This window comes from Aliiglaciecola sp. 3_MG-2023 (assembly GCF_030548205.1).
Lineage (GTDB): Bacteria > Pseudomonadota > Gammaproteobacteria > Enterobacterales > Alteromonadaceae > Aliiglaciecola.
Genome location: NZ_JAUORV010000022.1, coordinates 25254 through 38088 on the forward strand (window position 1 = coordinate 25254; position 12835 = coordinate 38088).

Sequence of the window (12835 nt, forward strand, 5' to 3'; positions counted from 1 at the left end):
AGGCAGGGCTGACTCGAATGGGAAATCAGTTGTTCTCTTGATTTGGTTAAGGTTTTTGCGCTGCGGTTATGCGCGGTTGATTATTTAGGTCTTTTTTATGAAAAATATTGGTATATTTATATTGGGTAAATAAAGTTGCTAATTCAGTTGCTTGGTTGTATCCGTGTTCTATCATTAGCCAACCTCCCTTTTTTAGGTGAGCAAGTGATTGCTCAATGATAATTTTAATATCATCTAAACCATCCTTACCTGCGGTTAACGCAGTTATAGGCTCAAAACGAACATCTCCTTGTGAAAGATACTGACTATCACTTTCCACATAAGGAGGGTTACTTACTATCAAATCAAAGGTTTTAGCGCTTAAATGAGTAAACCAACTGCTTTGCAGAAATTTAACATCGGGTAATTGATTTGCAATAGCGTTACGTTTAGCCAGCGCGACTGCATCGTCAACAATGTCTACACCTATCACCTGCCATGTTGGTTTTTCATAAGCTAGAGACAACGCAATCGCGCCAGTTCCCGTACCTAAATCTAGCACTTTGGCATTTGGACCTATAGGCAATTGTAATGCTTGCTCGACTAATAATTCGGTTTCCGGTCGAGGGATCAAGGTATCCGGGGTGACTTCAAGACTCAGGGTCCAAAAATATCGGGTACCTATTAGGTGGGCAACAGGATGACCCATTTTACGTTGCATTACTAGTTGCTGAAATTGTGTTTGGATACTCGTTTCAACAATCTTATCTGGCCATGTCATAAGATAGGTAGAAGATTGGTCCAGGCAATGAGCCAATAGCAGTCTAGCGTCTGTTTTCGGACTCTCGCCAGCCGATAGCTGCTGAAAAGCCCAAGCTAGCAGTTCAGCAACAGTTGCACCCGCGCTCAAATGTTCATTAGCTTCCATCAGACAAAGAGGCTAACAAATCGGCTTGGTGTTCCTGCCTAATGGGTTCAAGCAGCGCATTCACATCACCAGCAATTACGTCATCCAATTTATATAAAGTTAAGTTAATTCGGTGATCCGTCACCCGCCCCTGTGGGAAATTATAGGTGCGTATGCGTTCCGATCTATCCCCGCTTCCAACTAAATTTCTGCGCGTAGAAGCTTCTTCCGCTGCACGTTTGTCATCTTCAATTTGTGTCAATCTAGACTGTAATACCGACATAGCTTTCGCACGGTTTTTATGCTGGGAACGTTCATCCTGACATTCCACCACTACGCCAGTAGGAATGTGAGTTAGACGAATTGCTGAGTCGGTTTTATTAACGTGTTGTCCCCCTGCCCCAGATGCTCTAAAGGTATCAATTCTCAAATCAGCAGGATTGATTTCAATGGCTTCAGATTCTGGAATTTCAGGTAATACAGCGACGGTACAGGCAGAGGTGTGAATTCGGCCTTGAGACTCTGTTTCGGGAACACGTTGTACCCGGTGTCCACCTGACTCAAACTTCATAATTCCGTATACACCGTCACCAATAATATTCGCTACTACTTCTTTGTAACCACCATGCTCACCTTCGTTAGCATTGATAAGTTCCAAGCGCCAACCTTGTGTTTCAGCGTAGCGGCTGTACATTCTAAATAAATCACCGGCAAAAATTGCAGCTTCATCACCACCAGCACCGGCTCGAATTTCTAAGAAACAATTACTATCGTCGTTGGGGTCCCTTGGCAATAACAATATCTGCAGTTCGTTTTCTAAGCTTTCAATATTCGACTTAGCTTCTTTGTACTCTTCTTGAGCCATCTCGCGCATTTCTGCATCATCTTCTTGCATCATTTCTTGAGCAGAAGCCAAATCCTCTTGGGCTTGCTGATACTGTTTAAAGGCTTTAACCACACCCTCTAATTGGGAATATTCTTTCGATAAGGCGCGAAACTTATTTTGATCCGCTATGATTTCTGCGTTACTTAATAGCGCTTGAACTTCTTCGAATCGTTCAATGAGTGTCTCTAATTTACTGACTACTGAATCTTTCATGGTTTTCCTGTTTATTCTTTTTCGACATCCAGACCCAAGGTTTGCCGAAGCAAAGACAATGTATCTTGGTCTTGTTCTGATGCAGCACGGCTTAGTGCCTTGGTTGGCGCATGAAGTAACGCATTGGTCAGCTTATTTGATAGTTCTATCACGACTTCTTGCGGATCTTTGCCTTCGGCTAACTGACCTAAAGCACGCTGTTGTAATTTAATTTTAACGTCATTATTTTGCTGTCGAAACAACTTCAGAGAATCAATTGACTGTAATGAATTTTGCCAACTACTAAATACCTGAGCTTGCTCTTTAATAATTAACTCGGCATCATCAGCTGCTTGCTGACGACTGGCTAAATTCTGTTCAACAATATGTTGTAAATCATCGACTGAATATAAATATGCATCATCTAAGTCCGCCACTTCCGTCTCTATATCTCTTGGAACTGCAAGATCGACAAAGAAAATAGGTTTATGTTTGCGATCTTTTAATGCACTTTCCACCATTCCTTTACCGATTATGGGCAACGTACTAGCTGTAGAACTAATTACAATATCGGCGTCATGTAATACGTTAGGAATTTGCGCGAGGGTAATAACATTAGCATGTATTTGCTCCGCTAATTCAGTTCCACGACTTAAAGTACGGTTAGCTACGGTTATTTTGTTCACTCCGCTATTTGTCAGGTGCTTGGCAACTAACTCTATGGTTTCTCCTGCACCAATTAACAGTACTTTAGTTTTCGCTAAGGATGAAAATATTTGTTTAGACAACTGAACGGCGGCAAAGGCAACTGAAACCGCGTTTGCACCAATGTCTGTCTCGGTTCTTACTTTCTTCGCCACTGAAAATGTATGTTGAAATAACTTTTCAAACTGGCTACTTACGGCACCATAATTCTTAGCATTACTATAGGCTTGTTTCACCTGCCCTAAAATCTGAGGCTCGCCTAAAACTAATGAATCTAAGCCGCTGGCCACGCGCATTACATGGCGAATGGCTTCATCATCTTCTAGCAGATAACTATGACAAATAAGTTCTTTGCTATCCAAATTATGAAATGTCGCAAGCCACTGGATCAACTTATCGGCTAAAGAGTGCTCTGTTGAAATATAAATTTCAGTACGATTACATGTAGATAAAATAACAGACTCTTGCGCACCCAACTGCTCTCGCAAAGAGGCAAGCGCTTCCACCATGGACTCCACGGGAAAGGCTACTTTTTCCCGTAACACTACGGGGGCAGTTTTGTGATTAATTCCTACAGCAATCAGTGTCATTGAGAAATGCGAGTCAACCGTGCAACATTATTGGGAGCGGCATTGTACGCAAAAGCCAAAACTATTGAAAGTAGTGGAGCTTCTGTGTTCCCATATATATGTATAATCCAATTCAATTTTAGCTGTTTTTTTATCAAATGCCTTGATAAACGAATAAAACATCAACTAATACACAATTTGGTACTTTGCATGAAACCAATTTATGTCGTAACGGCTTGCTTGCTCTTACTTGTTTTATCAGGTTGTGTCACCTCAACTAAAATAAACCAAAGTATCAACAGCGAACGCCACCAACAACAACTTTCAAATTTAACAAATTGGAAAATAAAAGGCCGATTAGCATTTAAAAGTGAAGAAGAAAAAGTCAGTGCTTACATGAATTGGCAGCAAGGTACTAATCAATTTGATTTACAATTAAATACCTTTATTGGTACTAACATCCTAAAAATGCAGAGTGACGATAATTACACATCATTGGAAGTTGATGACCAAACCTATACCGACACCGATGCAAACAGATTAATTTTTAGGGTCACAGGTTGGAATATTCCGGTTGAAAAACTCGGGCTTTGGGTTAAAGGGCAACATACCGAAAAAGATAACGTTGTTTACGATGAATTCGGTTTAGTCAGCCAGTTAGAGGCTAAATGTAGAGAGTGTGTACCATGGACACTCACTTTTTCAGATTACCAAAAAGTCGAAGGCCTGTGGTTACCCCATTTAATACAACTCACCAACACGCAAAATGTTGCGAATCAAATTAAAATTAAAATATCTTCTTGGCAGAAAATGCAATGACACAACGCACTAAACCTAAACATTGGTGGCCCAGCCCTGCAAAATTAAACCTTTTTTTACATATTAATGGCCAAAATGAAAAAGGGTATCATTTATTGCAAACCCTATTTCAACTGGTGGATATAGGTGATCAATTAGCCTTTGAAGTTACTAATGACGGCATCATTACCTTAGAAACTGCTCTAGAAGGCGTTGCTCAACAAGACAATTTAATTTTTAAAGCAGCTAAACAATTACAGCAGCGTTCTGGCAGCACTTTAGGTTGTAATATCTGGTTAGATAAGCAGCTTCCCATGGGAGGCGGGATTGGCGGCGGCTCTTCCAATGCCGCAACAACCCTAGTTGCCCTAAACGCCCTTTGGAAAACTCATTTGTCGTTTTCCGAGTTGGCAGATTTAGGCTTAGCCCTAGGTGCAGATGTCCCTATATTTGTTCATGGTAAAACAGCATTCGCAGAAGGGGTGGGTGAAAAAATAACGCCAACAGAGCTTTCTTCGCCTTATTATTTGATTGTATTTCCCAATTGCCACGTTTCCACGGCGGAAATTTTTGCAGCAGATGATTTAGTCCGAAATTCAGCTAAAATTGAGTGGCAGGACTACAAATTTGCAAAAACTCGCAACGATTGCCAAAAATTAGTCTGTGATCGCTATCCTAAAGTTGCAAATTTATTACGTCAGTTGTTAGAATACGCGCCGTCGAGAATGACAGGAACAGGAGCTTGCTTATTTTCTGTTTTTGACACGATCGAACAAGCTGAGCAGGTTAAACGAATCTTGCCTGAAGATTGTCAGGCGTTTGTCGCAAAAGGTATTAATACATCACCCTTACATGAGTATTTAGCTAAAATGCAATTAACCTCGGCTTAACTGCTGACAAACGCAATCTAGACTAAGCTCGCGGCAACCCTGAAACGCGATGAACCAATCTAATTATTGGTTACCCTTAACACTTTCGCACTGAGGAAATTTCTTGTGCCGGACATGAAGCTTTTCGCTGGTAATGCTGTACCAGAACTCGCCCAAAAAGTAGCAGATAGACTTTATACTAAACTTGGCCACGCTAGTGTGGGCCGCTTCAGTGATGGTGAAATAAGCGTCGAAATACATGAAAATGTACGTGGTTCTGACGTTTTTATCATTCAATCTACCTGTGCCCCTACCAATGATAACCTAATGGAATTGATCGTTATGATCGATGCGCTTCGTCGTGCATCTGCGGGTCGTATTACTGCCGTCATTCCTTATTTTGGCTATGCACGTCAAGATCGACGAGTTCGTTCGGCACGTGTACCTATCACCGCTAAGGTTGTTGCTGATTTCTTATCGAATGTGGGTGTTGACCGAGTTTTGACCATCGACTTGCACGCAGAACAAATACAAGGTTTCTTCGATGTGCCAGTAGACAATGCGTTTGGTACGCCTATATTGCTAGACGATATGCGCCAACGTGATTTTCACAATCCAGTAGTTGTATCTCCAGATATTGGCGGAGTTGTGAGAGCACGAGCAATGGCAAAACTGCTCAATGACACCGACTTAGCGATTATTGATAAACGTCGTCCTAAAGCCAATGTCGCACAGGTTATGCACATCATTGGTGATGTAAATGATCGAGATTGCATCATTGTTGACGATATGATTGACACTGGTGGTACTTTAGGTAAAGCGGCTGAGGCATTGAAAGCTCACGGTGCCAGAAACGTTTATGCCTATGCAACCCATGCTATTTTCTCTGGAAATGCGGTGGAAAATATTCAAAATTCAGTGATTGATGAAATTATCATCACAGATAGTATTCCCCTAGCAGATGATATAAAAGCACTAAGCCGAGTAAAACAGCTCACCTTGTCTAACATGCTGGCTGAAGCAATTCGTCGTGTGAGCAATGAAGAATCCATTTCAGCCATGTTTGAGTATTAACCCTTAAACGCGATAATGAACTATCATAAAGCCGTTTGATTTAGCGATCCAACGGCTTTTTTTATGCACTTTTATAAAATGTAATTGTCAAACTATCATGCTATACATGGTTGTATTGTCCAAAACATTATTAATGGGATATAAATGAATAGATTATTGTGTTTACTCTCTATAGCCTTTTTTGCAGGTTGTTCTGGCACTGATACTGCCGACACAGGTTCACCCTCAGATCTTGATCCTAAGTCTAATTTAGAGTTAAAAGAAGCCAAACCAAGTGAAACATCACAAGAGGAACCTGCAATGCTTACCATTACTGGCACTATTGTCCACAAAGGCATGGAAGGTGGTTTTTTTGGCTTAGACGCCAATGATGGTAAAAAGTACATGCCACGAGGCATAAATAAAGCACTATTGAAAAATGGCATGGTAGTACAGGTGAAGGGGTATGTATTAACGGACGTTTTAACCTTTCAACAATATGGTGAAGTATTAAAAGTAGTTGAAGCCGTAGAAATCGATAGCAGCAAAGTTGAGCAAGGAAACAGTTGGTAGGCAGGATTAAACTTAGTGTTTGAGTTGAGCCCGAGTAATTTCGGGCTCTTACAGAATATTAGACCAATTGATATTCAAGTTAATTTAAATTTGCTTCTACCGGCTTACCGTCCGATTTATATATCACCCCTGCTTTCATCACAAAATCCACTCGTTGTAATAAGTTGATGTAACGTAAAACATCACCATGAACAGCAATGATATCCGCCGCTTTACCCGCTGATACAGTCCCCGTCTTATCATGGACACCCATCATAACTGCTGGCCAATAAGTGGCGGCTCGAATCGTATCCATTGCGCTAATATTCATTTCATCTACCCAAACTGCCATTTCATTCCAGGTACTTTGGCAGTGAAACTTAGCGGGAATACCACTATCTGTGCCAACTAGAAAAACCACACCTGCATCTCTCAACTGGGCAATTTTGCGTTTTAAGGTAGGTTTACGTAAGGGAGTGAGCTGCATGTAATCCAATTGTCCGACATTTCTTAACGAACCTTTTATATCTGCAATAGTGTCTTCTTTTAAACCGCGCTTCCAACAATGGCTGTCCAGCTTTTCTGGGTTTGCAACGGTAGCAGGATAATTCCACAACCCTTCTACGGTGGGTGTCCAAAATAAAGGTCCACCTGCAACACGCCCTGTCGCTGTTCGCTCCTTGAGCATGGTTATTATATCTTCTGGGTATTCTGGAGAGGTTGTTAAACCTGTGTGCTCAAAGTTATCAACCCCAATTTGAAGGCCTCGTCTAATTTCATTTGGTCGATGGGAATGAGCAACCACTTTCATTCCTCTTTTATGAGCTTGATCGACGATAGCTTGGGCTTCTTCTAATTCCATTTTGTCTTGGTCAATTAATTTAATAATATCCATGCCTGCATCGGCTAACTTGTCTACTTTTCGTTTAGCATCACGTACACCATCGATTCCCCAGCGAAACTGCTCCGTTCCTGGATAAGCTTCATGTTGTAAAAACGGCCCTGACACATACAAATTGGGCCCTGGAATAGATCCGTCTTCGATGCGCTTTTTGACACTGATGGTATCATCTAAAGGTGCGCCTAAATCTCTAGCACTGGTGATCCCTGCTAACAATAGTTGCACTGCACTTGCCGGCATAATCTCATCGGCTAAACGGTTTATGTAAGCTTTATCCCAATGTTCGTAATCTGAGTGACCATTGAGCATTAGATGGGCATGGTTTTCCCATAAGCCCGGCAACACATCCATTCCTTCTGTGGAGACAATTTGATAGCCTTTGGGCACCGGCAATGTTGCTACAGTGCCCACTTGCTGAATAATGCCATCTTTAACTAAAATAACGCTGTTGGCGATAGGTTGATGTCCGAAACCATCGATTAAGCGCCCCCCAACCAATGCAGTTTGTTCTGCATAAGCCACTGTGTTTGTTATGCTGGCGCACAATATTATTAATAAATACCTGAGATAAATCATAAAAATACTCGCTGTTTTGAAAAAGACATTAAGTGTAAAACTACCCTAGAATTACGAATGATTCAAAATCTTACAATGTCACTGCAATAACGCCCTAAATGCTTGTTAAGTATCCACTCTAGTGGTAGACTTCTGCGCCCGTTTTCAATGGGTGGCAAGCAATGCTTGTATTTATGTTGTTTCTGGTCGCAAGAAACAACAAAACTTAATTATTTAATTTGGAGTTCCAAAATGTCTGATGCAATTTTCAACTTGGATGCAGAAGTACGTACCGACTTGGGGAAAGGTGCGAGCCGCCGCCTACGTCGTGAAGACAAAGTTCCTGCTATCCTTTACGGTGCTGGTAAAGAACCAGTATCACTTACACTAGCTCACAATAAAGTAATCCAAGCACAAGAATTCGAAGCTTTTTATAGCCACGTTCTTACCCTTGATATTGCTGGTGAAAAAGTAGACGCACTTGTTAAAGATATGCAACGTCACCCGTTTAAACCAAAAGTTACACACATTGATTTCTTGCGTGTTGACAAAAATAAAGAAGTAACGACCAATATACCTCTTCATTTCATCAACGAAGACAAAGCTGAATCAATTAAAACTGAAGGTGGCCACGCTGAGCATCACATGAATGATGTTGAAGTAACTTGTTTACCTGGCGTTCTTCCAGAGTTCATCGAAGTTAACTTAGAGCCTGTTGGCCTAGGTGAAACGGTTCACTTGTCAGATCTAGTGCTTCCTGAAGGTGTTGTATTAGTTGAACTTGCTAAAGGTGAGTCACATGACTTAGCTGTAGCAACAATTAAGACAGCTAAAGGACCTAGTGCAGACGAAGTTGAAGAAGACGATTCTGAAGAAGCTGCACCTGAGGAATAAGTTGCTTGTCTGACATTCAACTTATTGTGGGCCTGGGAAATCCAGGCCCCGAATATAAAAACACACGCCACAATGCCGGTACATGGTTTGTAGAAGCACTGGCAAAGCAATTTGGGTGCACGCTCAAGTTGGAAAACAAATTTTTTGGATATACTGGCCGCTTTACATACGCTGGGCAGAATATTAGATTACTTATCCCTACCACTTATATGAATAAAAGTGGTCAGGCAGTTTCAGCACTAAGCAGTTTTTATCGAATCCCCCCTGAAAGTATATTGGTTGCCTTTGATGAACTTGATTTACCTCCTGGTATAGCAAAATTCAAAACAGGCGGCAGTTCCAGTCAAAATGGGATCAGGGATATAGTGTCAAAATTAGGAAACTTTAAAGATTTTTTACGACTTCGCATAGGTATTGGTCATCCAGGTGATAAATCTCGAGTGACTGGCCATGTGTTAGGAAAAGCGTCACAACAAGATCAAGAAAAAATCGATGCAGCAATTGACGAAGCATTGCGTTGTACCGAAATTTTGTTAAAAGATGATTTGAAAAAAGCGATGAATCGCCTTCATTCATTCAAAGTAGAATAACAGCATACGCCGGATAATCTGAGCGCCAAATAGTTTAAGGAACACCAAATGGGTTTTAAATGTGGAATCGTTGGTTTGCCCAACGTCGGAAAATCAACGTTGTTCAATGCATTAACCAAAGCCGGCATAGAAGCGGCTAACTTTCCGTTTTGTACAATTGAACCCAATACAGGTGTTGTCCCTGTGCCAGATGAAAGATTGACAGCACTGGCTGAAATTGTAGAGCCCAAACGTACTATTCCCACTACCATGGAATTTGTGGACATCGCCGGGCTGGTTGCTGGAGCATCTAAGGGTGAAGGACTAGGAAATAAGTTCCTAGCGAACATTCGTGAAACCGATGCTATCGGACATGTAGTGCGTTGTTTCGAAAATGACAACATTGTGCATGTAGCGGGCAAAGTAGATCCCCAAGACGATATTGATGTCATTAATACAGAACTCGCCCTTGCCGATTTAGAAAGTGTTGAAAAAGCACTTATCAGAGTGGGTAAAAAAGCAAAGAGTGGTGACGCTGACGCTAAATTCGAAATAAAAGTGTTAGAAAAAATTAAACCGGCTCTAGATGAAGGGACGTTGCTTCGCGCAGTTGAGTTAGAAAAAGAGGAATTAGCTGCAATTAGTTATATGAATTTGTTGACGCTCAAACCAACCATGTATGTGGCGAATGTTAACGAAGACGGGTTCGAAAATAACCCCTACTTAGATAAAGTTCGCGCTATCGCTGAACAAGAAAATGCTGTAGTTGTTGCCGTTTGTGCAGAAATTGAATCTGAAATAGCCGAATTGGATGATGAAGAAAAAGCGGAATTCATGGAAGAATTAGGCTTAACTGAACCTGGTTTGAACCGTGTTATTCGTGCAGGTTATAGTTTATTAACCTTGCAAACTTATTTTACCGCTGGAGTACAAGAAGTAAGAGCTTGGACTTTCCCTGAAGGGTCAACCGCTCCGCAAGCTGCCGGTAAAATACACACAGACTTTGAAAAAGGCTTTATCCGAGCTGAGATAATCGGTTACGACAACTTTGTAGAGTTTAAAGGTGAGCAAGGTGCCAAAGACGCTGGGAAATGGCGCTTGGAAGGCAAAGATTACATTGTAAAAGACGGCGATGTTATTCACTTCCGTTTTAACGTCTAACATCATCTAAACTTAATTTGATACTAAAAAGGCCTATTAATTAGGCCTTTTTAGTAACCTCAACAAAATAATATCTTTTTCTAGTTGAGGGAAATCACCATATCTTTATGCTCTATGCCACCGTCGTCATAGCTATCGCCTGTTACGTTAAAACCCCATTTTTCATAGAAATTAATCACCTCAACCTGAGCAGATAACTTAACATCACGAACCTCCATATCTCTTTGAAAGTAGGCCATAATTTCGTCCATCATGTTGGCTGCTATCCCCTGGCCACGAGCATGGCTGTCTACGACAACTCGTTCAATTTTTCCTATTGTTGCAGGATCACCAACTAACCGTAGGCGTGCATAAGCCATCAGTTGTTGTGTGTTTGAATAGACGCAAAGATGCTTGCTCTGTTGATCTAAATTATCAATGTCGTCATAGAAACTTTTCTGCTCTAAAACAAAAACGTTTTGGCGTAATCGTAAAATTTGATAAAGCTGGTTTGCACTCAATTGGGCAAAATCATAAAAAGAATAATTCATAAAACTGTTAACTCGGAGTGCTTAAATATTAATCGCTAAAGGTGTTCACCTGTCATAATATTTTTACGGTGGATCAGGATGCCCCTAGTATGCCACCGCTATGCTTGTTAGCATAGATCGTCTAATACAGAGATAAATATTAAAAAACAAAGGATTTTCAATGGAATTAGGTACACTCATATCACTTACTGTGTATTTTATCGTGATGCTTGGAATAGGTCTTTACGCCTTTAAAGAGTCCACATCCGACATGACAGAATACATGCTTGGTGGTAGGACGTTGAGCCCTAAAGTGACAGCCTTATCTGCAGGTGCATCAGATATGAGTGGCTGGATGTTAATGGGGGTGCCAGGTGCAATGTATGTATCTGGACTGTCAAGTATCTGGATCGCCGCTGGTTTAACTATAGGTGCATTTCTCAACTATATATTAGTTGCGCCTAGACTGAGGGTTTATACCGAAGTAGCAAATAATTCAATTACCGTCCCAGACTATTTCGAAAATCGCTTTGAAGACAAAAGTCGTTTACTCCGAGTTATTTCATCAGTCGTCATTATTGTGTTTTTTACCCTATATACTTCTAGCGGTGTTGTTGCTGGCGGAAAACTCTTTGAATCATCATTTGGTTTGACCTATGAAACTGGCCTATATGTGACCGCGGGTGTGGTGGTTGCGTACACCCTGTTTGGCGGTTTTTTGGCTGTGAGTATGACCGACTTTGTGCAGGGCTGTATCATGTTTGTATCCCTGATTATGGTCCCAGTTGTGGTCCTCTTCGAAGTGGGCGGCATAGGCGAAGCCACTCAACAGATATCAGATGTAAGCGAGAATATGATGAGCCTGTGGGTTGATGCATCCACAGGACAGGCACTCTCGGCCATTGGCATTATCTCGTTATTAGCTTGGGGGCTCGGATACTTTGGACAGCCACACATAATCGTGCGATTTATGGCTATCCGACATGTGAAGGATATGAAAGTCGCAAGACGGATTGGTATGAGCTGGATGATAGTTTCTTTAGCCGGTGCAGTAGCGACGGGATTATTTGGTTTAGCATACATGACCAAGACACAGACAAATATTGAAGATCCCGAAACCATTTTTATCGTGTTATCGCAATTATTATTCAATCCATTTGTAGGTGGATTTTTACTGGCGGCAATTTTAGCGGCAATTATGAGTACCATTTCATCTCAACTTCTTGTTACCTCAAGTTCATTAACTGGTGATTTTTACCAAGCGTTTTTGCGTCGTGGTGCCAGTCAAAAAGAGTTGGTGATGGTGGGACGGATATCAGTGGCCTTAGTTGCCTTTGTGGCAGTGATACTGGCCTACGACCGAGATAGTACTGTTCTTACCCTAGTGAGCAATGCATGGGCTGGCTTCGGCGCAGCCTTCGGTCCCTTAGTCATTATTAGCCTGTATTGGAAACGTATGACTTTTGCCGGTGCATTGGCTGGAATGATAACGGGTGCAATCACAGTACTAATTTGGATTTTTGCGGACTTAACAATTGATGGACAGGCATTGAGCGCTGTCATCTACGAAATTGTCCCTGGTTTTATCGTTAGTTGTGTTTTCACTGTGGGTGTCAGCTTAATGACAGCCAAGCCTAAAGAGAGCATATGTCAGACTTTCGATACCGTTGATAGTGAATTAAAGAATCTTTAGAAAATAATTACATAAAAACAACATTTGGCGAACACTGTATTTA

At 41.4% G+C, this 12835-nt stretch carries 13 protein-coding genes; 8 read left to right on the top strand and 5 right to left on the bottom strand.

The window, feature by feature from the left end; translation table 11 throughout:
- Positions 1–46: 46 nt before the first annotated feature.
- From prmC to hemA, 3 genes are read right to left on the bottom strand one after another with little or no spacing between them, the layout of a single operon-like run.
- Positions 47–907, bottom strand: a complete 861-nt coding sequence (prmC, locus tag Q4574_RS19840) for a peptide chain release factor N(5)-glutamine methyltransferase (RefSeq protein WP_303477000.1) — start codon at positions 905–907, stop codon at positions 47–49.
- Positions 897–1985: a peptide chain release factor 1 gene (gene prfA / locus Q4574_RS19845; protein WP_303477002.1), complete on the bottom strand. Its 1089-nt coding sequence runs from the start codon at positions 1983–1985 to the stop codon at positions 897–899. The genes prmC and prfA overlap by 11 nt, the downstream gene beginning before the upstream one ends.
- 11 nt (positions 1986–1996) lie before the next feature.
- Positions 1997–3259 (bottom strand): glutamyl-tRNA reductase, encoded by a 1263-nt coding sequence (gene hemA / locus Q4574_RS19850; protein ID WP_303477004.1) that lies wholly within the window; start codon positions 3257–3259, stop codon positions 1997–1999.
- 189 nt (positions 3260–3448) lie between these two features.
- Between hemA and lolB the strand changes: the two genes are divergently transcribed.
- The 4 genes from lolB (at position 3449) to Q4574_RS19870 (ending at position 6531) form a co-directional block, all read left to right on the top strand.
- A complete protein-coding gene (lolB, locus tag Q4574_RS19855; protein WP_303477006.1) occupies positions 3449–4057 on the top strand; it encodes a lipoprotein insertase outer membrane protein LolB in 609 nt (202 codons plus the stop codon).
- Positions 4054–4926, top strand: coding sequence for a 4-(cytidine 5'-diphospho)-2-C-methyl-D-erythritol kinase (ispE, locus tag Q4574_RS19860; protein WP_303477008.1), 873 nt, complete (start codon positions 4054–4056; stop codon positions 4924–4926). The genes lolB and ispE overlap by 4 nt, the downstream gene beginning before the upstream one ends.
- Before the next feature lie 105 nt (positions 4927–5031).
- A complete protein-coding gene (locus tag Q4574_RS19865) occupies positions 5032–5979 on the top strand; it encodes a ribose-phosphate pyrophosphokinase (RefSeq protein WP_303477011.1) in 948 nt (315 codons plus the stop codon).
- A 144-nt stretch (positions 5980–6123) separates the two neighbouring features.
- Positions 6124–6531, top strand: coding sequence for a hypothetical protein (locus Q4574_RS19870; protein ID WP_303477014.1), 408 nt, complete (start codon positions 6124–6126; stop codon positions 6529–6531).
- A 79-nt stretch (positions 6532–6610) separates the two neighbouring features.
- On the opposite strand, the gene Q4574_RS19875 is transcribed toward Q4574_RS19870, so the two are convergent.
- Positions 6611–7933 (bottom strand): amidohydrolase family protein, encoded by a 1323-nt coding sequence (locus Q4574_RS19875; protein WP_303477017.1) that lies wholly within the window; start codon positions 7931–7933, stop codon positions 6611–6613.
- Between the two features lie 285 nt (positions 7934–8218).
- On the opposite strand from Q4574_RS19875, the gene Q4574_RS19880 reads away from it, so the two are divergent.
- The 3 genes from Q4574_RS19880 to ychF are packed head-to-tail and all read left to right on the top strand — an operon-like array spanning position 8219 to position 10590.
- On the top strand, positions 8219–8860 hold the full coding sequence (locus Q4574_RS19880) for a 50S ribosomal protein L25/general stress protein Ctc (RefSeq protein WP_303477020.1): 642 nt from the start codon (positions 8219–8221) through the stop codon (positions 8858–8860).
- Positions 8861–8865: 5 nt separating this feature from the next.
- Complete coding sequence (gene pth, locus Q4574_RS19885) at positions 8866–9450, top strand: aminoacyl-tRNA hydrolase (protein ID WP_303477023.1); 585 nt, start codon at positions 8866–8868, stop codon at positions 9448–9450.
- A gap of 48 nt (positions 9451–9498) precedes the next feature.
- Complete coding sequence (gene ychF, locus Q4574_RS19890; protein ID WP_303477025.1) at positions 9499–10590, top strand: redox-regulated ATPase YchF; 1092 nt, start codon at positions 9499–9501, stop codon at positions 10588–10590.
- Positions 10591–10670: 80 nt separating this feature from the next.
- Here the strand turns inward: ychF and Q4574_RS19895 are convergent, their stop codons facing one another.
- On the bottom strand, positions 10671–11120 hold the full coding sequence (locus tag Q4574_RS19895) for a GNAT family N-acetyltransferase (protein ID WP_303477027.1): 450 nt from the start codon (positions 11118–11120) through the stop codon (positions 10671–10673).
- 160 nt (positions 11121–11280) lie between these two features.
- On the opposite strand from Q4574_RS19895, the gene putP reads away from it, so the two are divergent.
- Positions 11281–12792, top strand: coding sequence for a sodium/proline symporter PutP (gene putP / locus Q4574_RS19900; RefSeq protein WP_303477029.1), 1512 nt, complete (start codon positions 11281–11283; stop codon positions 12790–12792).
- Positions 12793–12835 lie beyond the last annotated feature (43 nt).